General features: G+C 63.7%; 13 protein-coding genes. 2 read left to right on the top strand and 11 right to left on the bottom strand.

All coding sequences use genetic code 11. The annotated features are described in order from the left end of the window. Positions 1–44: 44 nt before the first annotated feature. The 6 genes from ACP691_RS17875 to ACP691_RS17850 form a co-directional block, all read right to left on the bottom strand. Entirely contained in the window at positions 45–2,891 is a 2,847-nt protein-coding gene (locus ACP691_RS17875; RefSeq protein ID WP_426152030.1) for a valine--tRNA ligase, read from the bottom strand. A 161-nt stretch (positions 2,892–3,052) separates the two neighbouring features. Continuing rightward, positions 3,053–3,586, bottom strand: a complete 534-nt coding sequence (locus ACP691_RS17870; protein WP_426152028.1) for a DUF5384 family protein — start codon at positions 3,584–3,586, stop codon at positions 3,053–3,055. A gap of 7 nt (positions 3,587–3,593) precedes the next feature. Further along, complete coding sequence (locus ACP691_RS17865; protein ID WP_426152026.1) at positions 3,594–4,100, bottom strand: hypothetical protein; 507 nt, start codon at positions 4,098–4,100, stop codon at positions 3,594–3,596. Between the two features lie 220 nt (positions 4,101–4,320). Then, complete coding sequence (locus ACP691_RS17860; RefSeq protein WP_426152024.1) at positions 4,321–4,737, bottom strand: DNA polymerase III subunit chi; 417 nt, start codon at positions 4,735–4,737, stop codon at positions 4,321–4,323. A gap of 9 nt (positions 4,738–4,746) precedes the next feature. Then, a complete protein-coding gene (locus ACP691_RS17855) occupies positions 4,747–5,175 on the bottom strand; it encodes a DNA polymerase III subunit chi (RefSeq protein WP_426152022.1) in 429 nt (142 codons plus the stop codon). 43 nt (positions 5,176–5,218) lie between these two features. Then, on the bottom strand, positions 5,219–6,706 hold the full coding sequence (locus tag ACP691_RS17850; protein WP_426152020.1) for a leucyl aminopeptidase: 1,488 nt from the start codon (positions 6,704–6,706) through the stop codon (positions 5,219–5,221). 229 nt (positions 6,707–6,935) lie between these two features. On the opposite strand from ACP691_RS17850, the gene lptF reads away from it, so the two are divergent. Both lptF and lptG read left to right on the top strand, forming a co-directional pair. Next, entirely contained in the window at positions 6,936–8,054 is a 1,119-nt protein-coding gene (gene lptF, locus ACP691_RS17845) for an LPS export ABC transporter permease LptF (RefSeq protein WP_426152018.1), read from the top strand. Then, positions 8,051–9,112, top strand: a complete 1,062-nt coding sequence (gene lptG / locus ACP691_RS17840; RefSeq protein WP_426152016.1) for an LPS export ABC transporter permease LptG — start codon at positions 8,051–8,053, stop codon at positions 9,110–9,112. Before lptF ends, lptG begins: the two co-directional genes overlap by 4 nt. Positions 9,113–9,227: 115 nt before the next feature. On the opposite strand, the gene ACP691_RS17835 is transcribed toward lptG, so the two are convergent. The 5 genes from ACP691_RS17835 to gcvH all read right to left on the bottom strand — a co-directional run bounded on the left by ACP691_RS17835 (position 9,228) and on the right by gcvH (position 15,603). Continuing rightward, positions 9,228–9,440: a cold-shock protein gene (locus ACP691_RS17835; protein ID WP_426152014.1), complete on the bottom strand. Its 213-nt coding sequence runs from the start codon at positions 9,438–9,440 to the stop codon at positions 9,228–9,230. A 368-nt stretch (positions 9,441–9,808) separates the two neighbouring features. Next, a complete protein-coding gene (gene gcvT / locus ACP691_RS17830; protein WP_426152012.1) occupies positions 9,809–10,930 on the bottom strand; it encodes a glycine cleavage system aminomethyltransferase GcvT in 1,122 nt (373 codons plus the stop codon). A 32-nt stretch (positions 10,931–10,962) separates the two neighbouring features. After that, on the bottom strand, positions 10,963–12,339 hold the full coding sequence (locus ACP691_RS17825) for an L-serine ammonia-lyase (protein ID WP_426152010.1): 1,377 nt from the start codon (positions 12,337–12,339) through the stop codon (positions 10,963–10,965). Between the two features lie 15 nt (positions 12,340–12,354). Further along, positions 12,355–15,213 carry an aminomethyl-transferring glycine dehydrogenase gene (gene gcvP, locus ACP691_RS17820; protein WP_426152008.1) on the bottom strand — a complete coding sequence of 953 codons (2,859 nt, stop codon included), beginning with the start codon at positions 15,211–15,213 and terminating at the stop codon, positions 12,355–12,357. A gap of 12 nt (positions 15,214–15,225) precedes the next feature. Beyond that, positions 15,226–15,603 (bottom strand): glycine cleavage system protein GcvH, encoded by a 378-nt coding sequence (gene gcvH / locus ACP691_RS17815; RefSeq protein WP_426152006.1) that lies wholly within the window; start codon positions 15,601–15,603, stop codon positions 15,226–15,228. Positions 15,604–15,671 lie beyond the last annotated feature (68 nt).

Here is a 15,671-nt window from a genome sequence, read left to right as displayed (position 1 = left end):
CGGCCCTCTCCACCTGATGGAGAAGGCCGGCCGCGCTGAGGGCGTTAGAGTGCGCCGATACGAGCGTGCTGCTCGGCCAGCTTGGCCAGGGCCTGCTCGGCCTCGGCCAGTTTGGCGCGTTCTTTCTCGATCACCGCTGGCGGGGCCTTGTCCACGAAGGCTGCGTTGGAGAGCTTGCCACCCACGCGCTCGACCTCACCCTGCAGGCGCAGGATTTCCTTGTTCAGGCGCGCCAGCTCGGCGTCCTTGTCGATCAGCCCGGCCATGGGCACCAATACTTCCAGTTCACCCACCAGGGCCGTGGCGCTCAATGGCGCTTCATCGCCGGCTTCCAGCACGTTGAAGGCCTCGATCTTGGCCAGCTTGCGCAGCAGGTGCTGGTTTTCCTCCAGGCGCCGCCGGTCCTCGGCGTTGGCGTTCTTCAGGTACAGGTGCAGCGGCTTGCCCGGGCCGATATTCATCTCGCCGCGGATGTTGCGCACGCCCAGCATCAGTTCCTTCACCCATTCGATGTCTCGCTCGGCCGCCTCGTCGATGCGGCTGTCATTGGCCACTGGCCAGGGTTGCAGCATGAGCGTATCGCCCTGGGCCCCGGCCAGCGGCGCCAGGCGTTGCCAGATCTCCTCGGTGATGAAGGGCATGAAAGGATGGGCCAGGCGCAGGGCCACTTCCAGCACCCGTACCAGGGTACGCCGGGTGCCACGCTGGCGCTCCACGGGTGCGTTCTCGTCCCAGAGCACGGGCTTGGACAGCTCCAGGTACCAGTCGCAGTACTGGTTCCAGATGAACTCGTACAGGGCCTGGGCGGCCAGGTCGAAGCGGAACTGGTCCAGCTGACGGGTCACTTCCGCCTCGGTGCGTTGCAGTTGCGAGATGATCCAGCGGTCGGCCAGGGAAAGCTCCACCGGTTCGCCGTTCTGGCCGCAGTCCTCGCCCTTGTCCAGGACGTAGCGGGCCGCGTTCCAGATCTTGTTGCAGAAGTTGCGGTAGCCTTCGACCCGGCCCATGTCGAACTTGATGTCGCGACCCGTGGACGCCAGGGAGCAGAAGGTGAAGCGCAGGGCATCGGTGCCGTAGCTGTCGATACCTTCAGGGAACTCGGCGCGGGTCTGCTTGGCGATCTTGTCGGCCAGCTTGGGCTGCATCAGCCCGCTGGTGCGCTTTTGCAGCAAGGCGTCGAGGGTGATGCCGTCGACGATGTCGAGCGGGTCGAGCACGTTGCCCTTGGACTTGGACATCTTCTGGCCCTGGCCGTCGCGAACCAGGCCATGGACATAAACCGTCTTGAACGGCACCTGGGGGGTACCGTCCGGGTTCTTCACCAGGTGCATGGTCAGCATGATCATCCGGGCGACCCAGAAGAAGATGATGTCGAAGCCGGTGACCAGCACATCGGTGGGGTGGAAGGTCTTGAGGAAGTCGGTCTGTTCCGGCCAGCCGAGGGTGGAGAAGGTCCACAGGCCCGAGCTGAACCAGGTGTCCAGCACGTCGTTGTCCTGCTCCAGGGTCACCTCGGCGCCCAGGTTGTGCCTGGCGCGAACCTCTTCCTCGCTACGGCCCACGTAGACATGGCCGGCGTTGTCGTACCAGGCGGGAATGCGGTGGCCCCACCACAGCTGGCGGCTGATGCACCAGTCCTGGATGTCGCGCATCCAGGAGAAGTACATGTTTTCGTATTGCTTGGGCACGAACTGGATGCGACCGTCTTCCACCGCGGCGATGGCCTGCTCGGCCAGTGGCTTGGTGGACACGTACCACTGGTCGGTGAGCCACGGCTCGATCACGGTGCCGGAGCGGTCACCCTTGGGCACCTTGAGCGCATGGTCGTCGACGCTGACCAGCAGCCCGGCCGCGTCGAAGTCCGCGACGATGCGCTTGCGGGCCTCGAAGCGGTCCAGCCCGGCGTAGGCGGCGGGCAGGCTGGTGTCGATCCCGTCGTTGGGCGAGCCATCGAGGTTGAAGGCCTGCAGCGCCGGCAGCACCTGGGCGTTCTTGTCGAAGATGTTGAGCAGCGGCAGGTTGTGACGCTTGCCCACTTCATAGTCATTGAAATCGTGGGCGGTAGTGATCTTCACGCAGCCGGTGCCGAAGGCCGGGTCGCAGTAATCGTCAGCGATGATCGGGATGCGACGCCCCACCAAGGGCAGTTCGACGAACTTGCCTATCAGTGCCTGGTAGCGCTCGTCGTTGGGGTTAACCGCCACGGCGACGTCACCGAGCATGGTCTCCGGACGGGTGGTGGCGACCACCAGGAAGCTGGCGCCCTCGGCCGTGGTCGCGCCATCGGCCAAGGGATAGCGCAGGTTCCAGAGATGGCCCTTTTCGTCATGGCTCTCCACTTCCAGGTCGGAAATGGCTGTGTGCAGCTTGGTGTCCCAGTTGACCAGGCGCTTGCCACGGTAGATCAGGCCATCTTCATGCAGGCGCACGAAGGCTTCCTTCACGGCGGCGGACAGGCCGTCGTCCATGGTGAAGCGCTCGCGGGACCAGTCCACCGAGGAGCCGAGCCGACGGATCTGCCGGCTGATGTTGCCACCGGACTCATTTTTCCATTCCCAGACCTTTTCCAGGAAACGCTCGCGGCCCAGGTCGTGGCGGTTCTGGCCCTTGGCTTCAAGCTGACGCTCGACCAGCATCTGGGTAGCGATGCCCGCGTGGTCGGTGCCGGGCTGCCACAGGGTATTGCGCCCCTGCATACGGCGGAAGCGGATCAGCGCATCCATGATGGCGTTGTTGAAGCCATGGCCCATGTGCAGGCTGCCGGTGACGTTCGGCGGCGGGATCATGATGGTGTAGGGCTCGCCAGAGCCTTGGGGTGCGAAATAATTCTGCGATTCCCAGGTGTTGTACCAGGAAGTCTCGATGGCGTGCGGCTGGTAGGTCTTGTCCATGCGCGGCAGGGCCCTGTAAGGCAACGATTCGGGAAAGCCGGACAGTATAACGGCAAGGGGCGCCAGGGTGTAGGCGGCAGCGGAGCTGCCGAAAGGGAGGGCAGGTGAAGTCGGCCGGCATGGCAAGCGTTTTGCTGCTAATGCCGGCCTCCCGGCTCAGCTTAATTGCCGAACAATTTCTTGGACCGGTTGACCTCAGCCTCACCGGCGTTTTCCATTAGCGCCTTGGCCCCGGAACTGACGTTGCGGGTAGCATCGGCCTCAGACTGGATCACGTCGGTTTGAGCGGCGCTATGGCGCAGTTCGGCATCGATATAGTCGTTGGTACGGGCGGTGCGTGCTTTCATGGCTTCAAGCTTGAGTCGCCGCTCTTCCAACGCCAGTGCGCGATCTTCTTCTTCGAAGCGCTCGCTGCGCGCCTGCTGACGCTTGGCTTCCGCTTGCTCTTCCTTGCGCTCAGCCTGGCGTCTTGCCTGGGCTTGCTGTTCCGCCGCCAATCGTTTGCGACGATAGTCCGCGGCCTGTGCTTCTTGGCGAGCGCGCTCGGCATCGTATTGGCGCTTGAGCTCCGCCTGCCGTGCGGCCTCGGCCTCTTGCTGTTGTTGCTCGACTTGGTGCAACTGATCGAAGGGACTTTGAGCCATGGCTGGCAGGCTCAGGGCGCATAGCGCCAGCGCTAGATAAGCCTGTTTCATGGTTACCTCAGCCCTTGGCCGGCTCTGGACAGGTCGCGTTGGGCTGAATGCGAGATTCGTTAGCGGTTGTTTTGACCATCAACGAAATTTCCCCAGGCTTGAACTCGCAGAGCTTGCCTACCTGGGCGGAGGTAAAAATCTTGCCTTCATCGGCATAGCCGATAAGTACGCCAGGTACCAGGGTGGTGTCGTTGACCATGGAGCCTGCCAGAGCGCCAGCACCGCCGCCGGCCAGGCCGCCGACTATGGCCGTGTCGCGGTTCTTGCTGGCGCCCAGCGCGCCACCCGCCGCCAGGCCCAGCACGCCACCTACCAGCGTGGCGGCCTGGCGATTGCGTTCATTGGAGACCTTGATGCGAGTAGGGGAAACCGAGATGATTTTGACCGTCTTGGCTTCCTGCTGGTTGTTGACCTGAGAGGCGTCGAACACATCGGCCTGATACTGATCACCAGTGGCTTGGCAACCGGTAAGAATGGCGACGAGGGAGATTGCGAGCAAACCTTGCTTGAACATCTGTTACTTCCTTGACAACAAAAGGTAAGGGCCGGCCGATTTGCGCTCTCATCATGGAGCGCGGCCGGGCATCATCGAATGTCTCGACGATCAGGCAAGCTTAGCGAAAGAGGATCCGCTTGGTAAAGTTCGGATACATCTGAGCCCTTGTAAAGTTCCATGGAAACGGATTTTTCCGCTGGACATGGAATTAGCGCCAGCAAACGCGGACGAAAGCGGACTACGAGCCGGTTTCAGGCGTACCGACAGGACGTTCGATCAGGCGCTGCATGCGGGCTTCCAGGCGCCGCTTGATCTCGGTTTCGATATGGGGCGCGAAATCGTCGATGACGTCCTGCATGATCTTGCGGGCAGCCTCGCGCAAGTCGGCCTCCAGGTGCAGGAGCGTGTCCTGGCGGTTTTGTTCCGGGGTCGGCCGCGCGGGGGAAGCGACTTCAAGCAGCAGCGGCGCTTCGCAAAGGCGGTCTTCGGGGACATCCACGGCTTCGAACAGCAAGGGGATGGCCTCTTCCGGCGATGCCTCGACGGTTTCGGTGAGCACTGGAGGCTCCAGGGCATCGTCGCCCAGCAGGCGGCGGATGGACTCCAGATCGTCCAGGAGCTGGGTGGAGTCGGGAAGGGGGGCGGGTTTATCCATGGAGGCAACTCAGATACGCGTCAGGCGATGATCCTGCAAAGGATAGCCCTGTTCACGGTAGAAGCGGAAATTGTCCCGCGCCTGGGCACGCACGGCGGGGTCGGCGGTGACTACCTCGGCGACCCGGGTGAAGCGCGCCACGAAGTCCGGTACGGCCAAAGCAAGGTTGACCAGAAGGTCATGGGGCTCGCCGGTGGGCGTGCCCAGCCCCAGGGTAACGGGCGCGAGGCTCATGTCGTCTCCCGGGCTGTGAGGAACGAAACTCTCGCCCTTGAACCGCCAGAGCAGGCTGTCGAGTTCGTCACGCTGGGCTTCGTCCTGGCAATGCAGGTGCACCCGGTGACCCAGGCGCCAGGCCTTTTCCGTGAGTTTGCAGGCGAAATCCAGGCGCGCCGCGGGCAGCGGGCTGGGCAGAATATAGAAATCGACTTGGGTCATGTGTATCGAGGCCGCGCGGGAGTGCCCGCGCGGCCCTGGCTCCTTAAGCGCCGACGCGGTCGAGCAGGTACTGGGTCAACAGTGGAACCGGCCGGCCGGTCGCACCCTTGTCCTTGCCGCCACTGAGCCAGGCGGTGCCGGCGATGTCCAGGTGGGCCCACTGGAAGTTCTTGGCGAAGCGAGAGAGGAAGCAGGCCGCGGTGATGGTGCCTGCCTTGGGGCCGCCGATATTGGCGATGTCGGCGAAGGGGCTGTCCAACTGCTCCTGGTATTCGTCGAACAGCGGCAGTTGCCAGGCGCGGTCGTCGGCGCGGCGGCCCGCGGCGAGCAGGTCCTGGATCAGGCCGTCATCATTGCCCAGCAGGCCGGACGTATGGCCCCCGAGCGCGACCACGCAGGCGCCGGTGAGGGTAGCCACGTCCACCACTGCCTTGGGCTTGAAGCGCTCGGCGTAGGTGAGCGCGTCGCACAGCACCAGACGGCCTTCGGCATCGGTGTTGAGGATTTCCACGGTCTGCCCGCTCATGGTTTCGACAATGTCACCCGGCCGGGTGGCGGTGCCGCTGGGCATGTTCTCGGCGCAGGCCATCAGGCAGACCAGGTTGATCGGCAGCTCCAGCTCCAGCACCGCGCGCAGGGTGCCGAACACGCTGGCGGCGCCGCACATGTCGAACTTCATCTCGTCCATGTTGGCGCTGGGCTTGATGCTGATACCGCCGGTATCGAAGGTAATGCCCTTGCCCACCAGGACGTAGGGCTGTTCGTTCTTGCCGGCGCCCTGGTATTGGGCCACGATCAGCCGAGGCGGCTGGGCGCTGCCCTGGGCCACCGCCAGGAACGAACCCATCCCCAGCTGCTGCAGCTTCTTCTCATCGTGCACTTCGACCTTCAGGTTCTTGTGCTCCTTGGCCAGGCCCTTGGCAAGCTCGCCGAGGAACGTCGGGTGGCACACGTTCGGTGGCATGTTGCCCAGGTCGCGGGTGAGGGTCATGCCCAGGGCGATGGCGCGGGCGTGCTGGACGGCGCGTTCGACCTCGGCGACGTCGGCCTTGGCCGTGACCAGGGTGATCTTCCTGAGGGCGCGGGGGTCCGCCTTCTTGCTCTTGTAGCGCTCGAACAGGTAGGTGGCGTCGAGCAAAGTCTCGGCCAGCAGCCGAGCCTTGCCATAGGTGTCGCGGCCATTGACCGGCATTTCGTCGAGGGCCAGGGCGGCGTCGCTGCCCCCCAGGTTCTTCAGGGTCGAGGCCACGGCGGCGATCGCCTTGCGGAACGGGCGATCGCCCAGGCTTTCCTTGCCAATGCCCAGAAGCAGCACACGCTCGGCGCGCAAGCCCGGCAGGCTGTGCAGCAGGAGGGTCTGACCAGCCTTGCCTTCGAGGTCGCCACGCTTGAGCACCGCGCTGATGGCGCCGTTGCTTTGCTCATCGAGCTTGCGCGCAAGGGTGCCCAAGACACGGCCTTCGCTGACCGGTACCACCAGTGTTCCAGTCTTGAGCGTTTCGGCGTTCACGCTTTTAACAAGCAGTTCCATTTAGCGTCCTCAGTCAGTTGTTCGAATGCGGCGCGGCGCGGCAGCATGGCACGCGCGAGCATGAGGCTCAGTTTGAGCCCGAGCCTGACCCCCTGACAACCCTGGCCGCACGTCGCCAAGTGACAGGCACCCCCATTCACAGGATAATGCGCGCACTTTTTCCGTCGGGCCTGTGCGCGTGTCGCCCGAGTCCATGGCCGCTGAGGCGGGTAACCTCGGAGTGTCTGGTTTGATCGTTTTCCGTTATCTGTCCCGCGAAGTCCTGATCACGCTGAGCGCGGTAAGCGCCGTGCTGCTGGTGATCATCATGAGCGGGCGCTTCATCAAGTACCTGGCCCAGGCCGCCAGCGGCGCGCTGGACCCTGGCGTGCTGTTCCAGATCATGGGTTTTCGCCTGCCTGGCTTCCTGCAGCTGATTCTCCCGTTGGGCTTGTTCCTGGGCATCCTGCTGGCCTACGGGCGGCTGTACCTGGAAAGCGAAATGACCGTGCTGTCGGCCACGGGCATGAGCCAGCAGCGGTTGCTGGGCATCACCATGGTCCCGGCCGCGGTGGTTGCGGCGTTGGTGGCCTGGCTCAGCCTGGGCCTGGCGCCCCAGGGTGTCACCCGGGTGGCGCAGATTCTCAACCAGCAGGATGCGCTCACTGAATTCGACACTCTGGTGCCGGGGCGCTTCCAGATGCTGCGCGACGGTTCGCGGGTAACCTACACCGAAGAGCTTTCCGAAGACCGGGCCAACCTGGGTGGTGTCTTCATTTCGGAGACGCGCGCCTCTGGTGACGGCAAGAAGGATCGCGGGATTTCCGTGCTGGTGGCGGACAAGGGACGCCAGGAAGTACACGCCGATGGCAACCGCTACCTGATCCTCGAGAACGGCTACCGTTATGACGGCAATCCGGGGCAACCGGACTATCGGGCGATCAAGTATGAAACCTACGGGGTGATGTTGCCCAAGCCGGAGGTAAGCGAGGAAATCAGCGAGCGCGAGGCGATTCCAACGGCTACGTTGCTGGGCTCCAGCGAGCTGAGGGACCGCGCCGAGCTGCAATGGCGGCTGTCCTTGCCTCTGCTGGTCTTCATCGTGGCGCTGATGGCGGTTCCGCTTTCACGGGTCAACCCGCGCCAGGGCCGTTTCCTCAAGCTGTTGCCGGCGATCCTGCTGTACATGGCCTATCTGACCATCCTGATCTCGGTGCGCAGCGCCCTGGAAAAGGGACGGCTGCCCATTGGTCTCGGATTGTGGTGGGTGCACGCACTCTTCCTGGTCATCGGGGTAGCGATGATGGGCTGGCAACCCTGGCGGCTCGCCCTGGCGCGCCGGCGTAGCCGCGTGGAGTTGGCCCAATGAGAAAGCTCGACGGATATATCGGCCGTAGCGTCTTCGTCGCCATCCTGGCGGTGCTGGGCATCATCCTGGGCCTGGCGACCCTGTTCGCCCTGATCGACGAGCTGGGTGACCTGAGCGACACCTATACCCTTGGGAGCGCGGCCTGGTATGTGTTGCTGACCGCGCCGAGGCGGCTGTACGAACTGTTGCCGATGTCGGCCCTGATCGGCTGCCTGATCGGCCTCGGCAGCCTGGCCAGCAGTAGCGAGCTGACCATCATGCGCGCCGCCGGCGTATCGGTGGCGCGCATCGTCTGGGCGGTGATGAAGCCCATGCTGGTGCTGATGCTGGCCGGTGTGCTCATCGGTGAATACGTGGCGCCGCCAGCCGAGGACCAGGCCCAGGCCTCGCGTTCCCTCGCCCAGGGCGGCGGTGAAGCGCAGAGCGGCAAGCATGGGCTATGGCATCGCCAGGGCAATGAGTACATCCACATCAACACGGTGCAGCCCAACGGCCTGTTGTACGGCGTGACGCGTTACGAGTTCGACGACCAGCGTCACCTGTTGCGTTCCAGTTTCGCTCGCAAGGCGACCTACGAGCAGGACCACTGGCAGTTGAACCAGGTCACCACCACCGAGTTCAAGGGCGACCATACCGAAGTGGTCAGCCAGGACGCGCTGCGTTGGGATGTGGCGCTCACGCCTCAGCTCCTCGGCACGGTGGTGATGGCGCCCGAGTCGCTCTCGATCACCGGCCTGTGGGACTACATCCACTACCTGAGCGCTCAAGGTCTGAACAGCGGAAAGTACTGGCTGGCATTCTGGACCAAGGTACTGCAGCCCTTCGTGACGGCCGCGCTGGTGCTGATGGCGATCTCGTTCATCTTCGGTCCGCTGCGTTCGGTGACCTTGGGGCAACGGGTATTCACCGGCGTACTGGTGGGCTTCGTGTTCCGTATTGCCCAGGACCTGCTAGGGCCTTCCAGCCTGGTGTTTGGCTTTGCGCCACTGTTGGCGGTGGCGTTGCCAGCGGCGGTATGCGCCCTTGCTGGTGCCTGGCTGCTGCGCAGGGCAGGGTAGGCGCCAATCTTACGGGCGCGCCGATGCGCGCCCCATCTGGCAGCTGTGGCTGCACCTCACCGCACAAACAAAAAAAAGCCCCGGCACTTGCCGGGGCTTTTTCATGCGAAGCGGATCAGCCTTCGGCTTGAACTTCGTCTGCCTGCATGCCCTTCTGGCCTTGCACGGCTTTGAACGTGACTTTCTGGCCTTCTTTCAGGCTCTTGAAGCCGTTGCCTTGAATAGCGCGGAAGTGCACGAACAGGTCCGGACCATTCTCAGGAGTGATAAAACCAAAACCTTTTTCGTCGTTGAACCACTTGACGGTACCGCTCTGACGCTCGCTCATGTCTTATTCCTTGGAACTCAATGTTGATGTCAGCCACTTTCCAGTATGAAAGTTCGCTGTTTGCTGGTTGCAGGAAGTAGAGGCGTAGAACGGGTTGTAGCAAAGCCATCACGCTACTGCCCAGGTCACGAACCATAGCGACCCATGCAAACACAGTCGAGACGACTCTACGCCAACTCCAGTTACAAAAACAAGCCCCGAATCGGGATGCTTTCGTGCCTTTTCTTACCGTTTTTCTGCCTTGTTCCAAACAGGCCAGCAGTTGGAACAAACGCTTATATAAGCGTCGAATAGTTCCTGCGGTTTGCTATGCAAACACAGCGCCATGACGTGACTGTTACAAAAACCCGTCAAGGTGCCTATATAGCTTAGCCTCGGTAATACCGCTGCGCCACGAAGGGCATGGGTGCTACCGTAACAGGCACTGGCTTGCCCCTGACCAGTGCACGAAGTTGGGTACCTTTGCCACAGTAGGGCACTTCCAGCCATGCCATGGCCACAGGCGCGTTCAAGGTAGGGCCGAAGCCACCGCTGCATACCCGGCCCACCACGGTACCCTGCTCATCGATAACGTCGGCGCCTTCACGTACGGGTAGTTTGCCGTCTGGCAACAAGCCAACCCGTTTACGCGCGACGCCTTCGCGTTGCTGGGCGAAAATCCGGTCCGCGCCAGGGAAGCCACCCGCCCGCGTCCCGTCCTGGCGGCGTGCCTTGGAAATCGCCCAACCCAGACTGGCTTCCACCGGTGTCATTCCCGCGTTCATGTCGTGCCCGTACAAGCAGAGGCCTGCTTCCAGGCGCAGGGAATCGCGAGCGCCGAGGCCGATGGGCTGGACTTCCGGCTCCTGCAGCAGGCGGCGCGCCAGCGCCTCGGCACGAGCGGTAGGTACCGAGATTTCATAGCCATCTTCTCCGGTGTAACCCGAACGGCTAACCAGGCAGGCTACCCCCAGGAGTTCTACCTCGACGACCTGCATGAAGGTCAGGGTCGCCACCGCGGGTTGCAGGCGGCTCAGCACCGCCGCGGCCAGTGGGCCCTGCAAGGCCAGAAGGGCGCGGCTGTCGAACAGCGGCTCGATGCTCAGGTTGCCTGGCAGGTGCTGGCGCAGGTGGGCAAGGTCAGCCTCCTTGCAGGCTGCGTTGACCACCAGGAAAAGCTCCTCCGGCCCCAGCTTGGCCACCATGAGGTCATCCAGGATGCCGCCATCGTCATTGGTAAACAGAGCGTAACGCTGCTGGCCCACCGGAAGGTCCAGGATATCGACCGGCACCAGGCGTTCCAGCTCAGCGCAGGCGCCGGGGCCTGTGAGGCGAATCTGGCCCATGTGGGAAACGTCGAACAACCCTGCCTGGGCGCGAGTGTGCAAATGTTCCTTGAGCACGCCCAAAGGATATTGCACGGGCATCTGATAGCCAGCGAAAGGCACCATGCGCGCGCCCAATTCCAGGTGCAACGCGTGCAGGGGGGTTTGCAGCAATACATCGGACATCGGTGAGCTCCTTCTGCCGCGGCCATGGGCCGTCAGCATTCGATAATGTTGACCGCCAGGCCGCCGCGAGCGGTTTCCTTGTACTTGCTCTTCATGTCGGCGCCGGTCTGGCGCATGGTGCGGATGACCTTGTCCAGGGACACATGGTGCTGCCCATCGCCACGCAGGGCCATGCGCACAGCGTTGATCGCCTTGACCGAGCCCATGGCGTTGCGCTCGATGCAGGGCACCTGTACCAGGCCACCGATGGGGTCGCAGGTCAGGCCCAGGTTATGCTCCATGCCGATCTCCGCGGCGTTCTCCACCTGTTGAGGGGTGCCGCCCATCACCTCGCACAGCCCGCCGGCAGCCATTGAGCAGGCCACGCCTACTTCGCCCTGGCAGCCGACCTCGGCGCCTGAGATAGAGGCGTTTTCTTTATAAAGAATGCCGATGGCCGCCGCGGTCAGCAGGAAGCGGATAATGCCGTCTTCGGTCGCCCCGGGAACGAAGCGCATGTAGTAATGCAGCACCGCTGGCACGATGCCGGCCGCGCCGTTGGTGGGAGCGGTGACCACCCGGCCGCCGCTGGCGTTTTCTTCATTGACCGCCAGTGCATAGAGGTTCACCCAGTCCAGCACTGACAGGCTGTCGCGCAGAGCAGCCTCGGGATGGCTACGCAGTTGCCGGTACAGGCCCGCCGCGCGGCGTTTCACCTTGAGCCCCCCCGGAAGAATGCCTTCGTTTTCACATCCGGCGGCCACGCATTGCTGCATGACCTGCCAGATCTGCAGCAAGCCGGCGCGGGTTTCGCTTTCAGGACGCCAGGCGGCCTCGTTCGCCAGCATCACCTGACTGACCGAAAGGCCTTGCTCGGCGCAATGCGCCAGCAACTGCCTGGCAGTGGTGAAGGGCAGCGGCAGCACGGTGGTGTCGGCGACGATGCGGTCGGTGCCGACGGCGCTGTCATCCACCACGAAACCGCCGCCGACAGAGTAGTATTCCCGGCTGCGCACCTGCAGGCCGGCGCCATCCAGCGCGCGAAAGATCATGCCGTTGGGGTGGTAGGGCAGGGGCTTGCGGATCATCGCCAAGTGCTGCTTTTCCACGAAGGGGATTTCCCGCTCGCCCCCCAGCCGCAAGCGGCCGTTGGCGCGGATGGCCGTCAGGCGCGCCTCCAGGACACGGGTGTCGATAGTATCTGGCTGTTCGCCTTCCAGGCCCAGGAGCACGGCTTTATCACTGCCATGACCCTTGCCCGTGGCGCCCAGCGAGCCGTACAGCTCGACGCGTACCTCCCGCACCGACTCGAGCAGGCCATCCCGGCGCATGCCCTCGACGAAACGCGCGGCGGCGCGCATGGGCCCCACGGTATGGGAGCTGGATGGGCCGATGCCGATCTTGAACAGGTCGAACACACTCAGAGACATGATCCGCTCCGGCCTTCAGGCCTCTTGGTAGGCTTCGATAGGCGGGCATGCGCAGACCAGGTTGCGGTCACCGAACACATTGTCGACACGGGCAACCGGCGGCCAGTACTTGGTGCCGCGCAGGCTGGCCAGAGGATAGGCGGCCTGCTCGCGGCTATAGCTGTGGGCCCATTCCCCCAGCAGTTCCTCGGCCGTGTGCGGCGCGTTCTTCAGTGGGTTGTCCTCGGGGTCCAGGGCACCGCTTTCTACCGCGCGGATTTCCTCACGAATGCAGATCATCGCGTCGCAGAAGCGATCAAGCTCTTGCCTGGACTCGCTTTCAGTGGGCTCGATCATGAGCGTGCCGGCTACGGGGAAGGACATGGTCGGGGCGTGGAAGCCAAAGTCGATCAGGCGCTTGGCCACGTCGTCCACGCTGATGCCGCTGCTGTCCTTGAGCGGGCGCAGGTCGAGGATGCATTCGTGGGCGACCAGGCCGTTGCCGCCGGTGTAGAGCACCGGGTAGTGCTCCTCCAGGCGGCGGGCGATGTAGTTGGCGTTGAGGATGGCCACCTGGGATGCCCGCTTGAGTCCGGCGCCGCCCATCATGCGAATGTACATCCAGGTGATCGGCAGGATGCTGGCGCTGCCGAAGGGGGCCGCGCACACCGCGCCCTCCTTGCGGGCCAGTTGCTCGTGGCCAGGCAGGAAAGGCGCCAGGTGCGCCTTGACGCCAATAGGACCGACACCAGGGCCGCCACCGCCATGAGGAATGCAGAAGGTCTTGTGCAGGTTCAGGTGGGAAACGTCGCCGCCGAACTTGCCTGGCGCGCACAGGCCGACCATGGCGTTCATGTTGGCGCCGTCGATGTACACCTGGCCGCCGTTGTCGTGGATGATCTGGCAGATTTCGCCGATGCCTTCCTCGAAAACGCCGTGGGTGGAAGGGTAGGTGATCATCAGCGCGGCCAGGCGGTCCCGATGCTCTTCAGCCTTGGCGCGCAGGTCGTCGATGTCGACATTGCCTCGGGCATCGCACGCGGTGACCACCACGCGCATGCCGGCCATATGCGCCGTGGCCGGGTTGGTGCCATGGGCCGAGGAAGGGATGAGGCAGAGGTCGCGCTGGTGATCGCCACGGCTCAGATGGTAGGCACGAATGGCCAGCAAACCGGCATACTCACCTTGGGAGCCGGCATTGGGTTGCAGCGACACGGCGTCATAGCCGGTGGCGGCGCACAGCATGGCTTCCAGTTCTTCGGTCAAGGCTTGGTAGCCCTGGCTCTGCTCGGCCGGTGCGAAGGGATGCAGATGACCGAACTCGGCCCAGGTCACGGGAATCATCTCGCTGGCGGCGTTCAGCTTCATGGTGCACGAACCCAGGGGAATCATGGTCCGGTCCAGGGCCAGGTCCTTGTCCGCCAGTCGACGCAGATAGCGCATCAGTTCGGTTTCGGAGTGATAACGGTTGAACACCGGATGACTGAGGATCTCTCCCCGGCGCAGTTGAGCCTCGGGCAAGGCGCTGTCGGTACTGGCGCGCAGGGCTTCGAACTCGGGCAGGGTACCCTTGGCGAACAGCCCCCACAGGGCCTCCACATCGGTTTGACGACTGGTTTCATCCAGGGAGAGGCCCAGGCGTTGCTCGTCCACATGGCGCAGGTTGTAGCCCGCGTCTCGCGCCTTGGCATGCAGGCTGGCGGTATCGGCGCCGGTGCGCAGGGTCAGGGTGTCGAAGAAGTGGGTTTGCTCCACCACCACGCCCATCTGTGTCAGCCCCGCCGTCAGGATAGCAGTCAGGGCGTGGGTGCGCTGGGCGATTCGTCGCAGGCCTTCAGGCCCATGGTAGACGGCGAACATGCTGGCGATATTGGCCAGCAGTACCTGGGCGGTGCAGATGTTGCTGGTGGCCTTCTCGCGACGGATGTGCTGCTCACGGGTCTGCATGGCGAGGCGGTACGCCGGCTTGCCGAGACGGTCGATGGACACCCCCACCAGGCGGCCCGGCATGTCGCGCTTGTAGGCGTCGCGGGTGGCGAAATAGGCCGCATGAGGCCCGCCGAAGCCCAGGGGCACGCCGAAGCGCTGGGCGCTGCCAATGGCCACGTCGGCGCCGAAGTCACCGGGTGGGCTGAGCAACGTCAGTGCCAGCAGGTCAGCGGCGACCGCCACCAGGGCCTGGCTGCCATGGAAACGCTCGACGACCGCGCGGTAGTCCAGCAGGTCGCCATTGCTGGCCGGGTATTGCAGCAGCGCGCCGAAGAAGCCGCTGGTGTCTTCCAGAAGCTGTTCGTCGGCTACCACCACCTCGATTCCCAAAGGCTCGGCGCGGGTACGCAATACATCCAGCGTTTGCGGATGGCAGTGCACGGAGGCAAAGAAGGCCTTGGCGGCGCGGTTTTTCGACAGGCGCTTGCAGAAGGTCATGGCTTCGGCAGCGGCGGTGGCTTCATCCAGCAGCGAAGCGTTGGCGATAGGCAGCCCGGTGAGGTCGCTGACCATCGTCTGGAAATTCAGCAGGGCCTCCAGACGGCCCTGGGATATCTCTGGCTGATAAGGGGTGTAGGCGGTGTACCAGGCGGGATTTTCCAACAGATTGCGCAAGATGGGGGCGGGGGTGTGGGTGTTGTAGTACCCCTGCCCGATCAAGCTGGTGAGCAACCGGTTGCGGCCGGCGATGGCCTTGAGCGCCGCCAGGGCCTGGGCTTCGCTCTGGCCCTGGGTCTGCTCCAGCACGCTGGTGCCCTTGATGGTGTCGGGCACCACGGCGGCCGTCAGCGCGTCCAGGCTGTCGAAGCCCAGGGTAGCCAGGAGGGCGCGTTCATCTTCGGCGCCAGGCCCGATATGGCGGCCAATGAATTCGTTTTCGGTAGTCAGGGCAAGGTTGAAAGGCATGGTGGCGGCTCCTCAGGCTTGGGCGGCGATCAGCTGATCGTAGGCGGCTTGGTCGAGCAGGCCATCGAGCTGCGCGGCGTTCGCGGGAATGAAACGGAAAAACCAGCCATCGCCCAGGGGCGCCGAGTTCACCAGCTCAGGGCGGTCTCCAAGGGCCTGGTTCACTTCCACGATGGTCCCACCCAGGGGCATATTGATGCTGCTCGCTGCCTTTACAGACTCCAGCACAGCGACTTCAGCGTCAGCGAGATGATCGCCGGTGTCCGGCAGTTGCACGAAGACCAGGTCACCAAGAGCCTCCTGGGCGAAATCGGTGATGCCCACGGTGACGCTGCCGTCGGCTTCGACGCGCAGCCATTCGTGTTCCCGGGTGAAGCGTAAGGCGCTCATGCAATACTCCTGAAGGCCGATAAAGCCAAGGGCTCAAGCCAGTCGGGCAACCAAGCCCAGCGGGCGAA

The organism is Pseudomonas sp. DC3200b2, from assembly GCF_049895785.1.
Classification (GTDB): domain Bacteria; phylum Pseudomonadota; class Gammaproteobacteria; order Pseudomonadales; family Pseudomonadaceae; genus Aquipseudomonas; species Aquipseudomonas massiliensis.
This window is presented reverse-complemented; position numbering and strand designations above follow the sequence as displayed.

Coding starts and splice junctions, on each gene's coding strand:
- ACP691_RS17835 (WP_426152014.1), bottom strand. CDS start 9,440: ATGAGCGAGCGTCAGAGCGGTACCGTCAAGTGGTTCAACGACGAAAAA.
- ACP691_RS17860 (WP_426152024.1), bottom strand. CDS start 4,737: ATGGATAAACCCGCCCCCCTTCCCGACTCCACCCAGCTCCTGGACGAT.
- gcvT (WP_426152012.1), bottom strand. CDS start 10,930: ATGTCCGATGTATTGCTGCAAACCCCCCTGCACGCGTTGCACCTGGAA.
- gcvP (WP_426152008.1), bottom strand. CDS start 15,213: ATGCCTTTCAACCTTGCCCTGACTACCGAAAACGAATTCATTGGCCGC.
- ACP691_RS17875 (WP_426152030.1), bottom strand. CDS start 2,891: ATGGACAAGACCTACCAGCCGCACGCCATCGAGACTTCCTGGTACAAC.
- lptG (WP_426152016.1), top strand. CDS start 8,051: ATGAGAAAGCTCGACGGATATATCGGCCGTAGCGTCTTCGTCGCCATC.
- ACP691_RS17865 (WP_426152026.1), bottom strand. CDS start 4,100: ATGTTCAAGCAAGGTTTGCTCGCAATCTCCCTCGTCGCCATTCTTACC.
- gcvH (WP_426152006.1), bottom strand. CDS start 15,603: ATGAGCGCCTTACGCTTCACCCGGGAACACGAATGGCTGCGCGTCGAA.
- ACP691_RS17850 (WP_426152020.1), bottom strand. CDS start 6,706: ATGGAACTGCTTGTTAAAAGCGTGAACGCCGAAACGCTCAAGACTGGA.
- ACP691_RS17855 (WP_426152022.1), bottom strand. CDS start 5,175: ATGACCCAAGTCGATTTCTATATTCTGCCCAGCCCGCTGCCCGCGGCG.
- ACP691_RS17870 (WP_426152028.1), bottom strand. CDS start 3,586: ATGAAACAGGCTTATCTAGCGCTGGCGCTATGCGCCCTGAGCCTGCCA.
- ACP691_RS17825 (WP_426152010.1), bottom strand. CDS start 12,339: ATGTCTCTGAGTGTGTTCGACCTGTTCAAGATCGGCATCGGCCCATCC.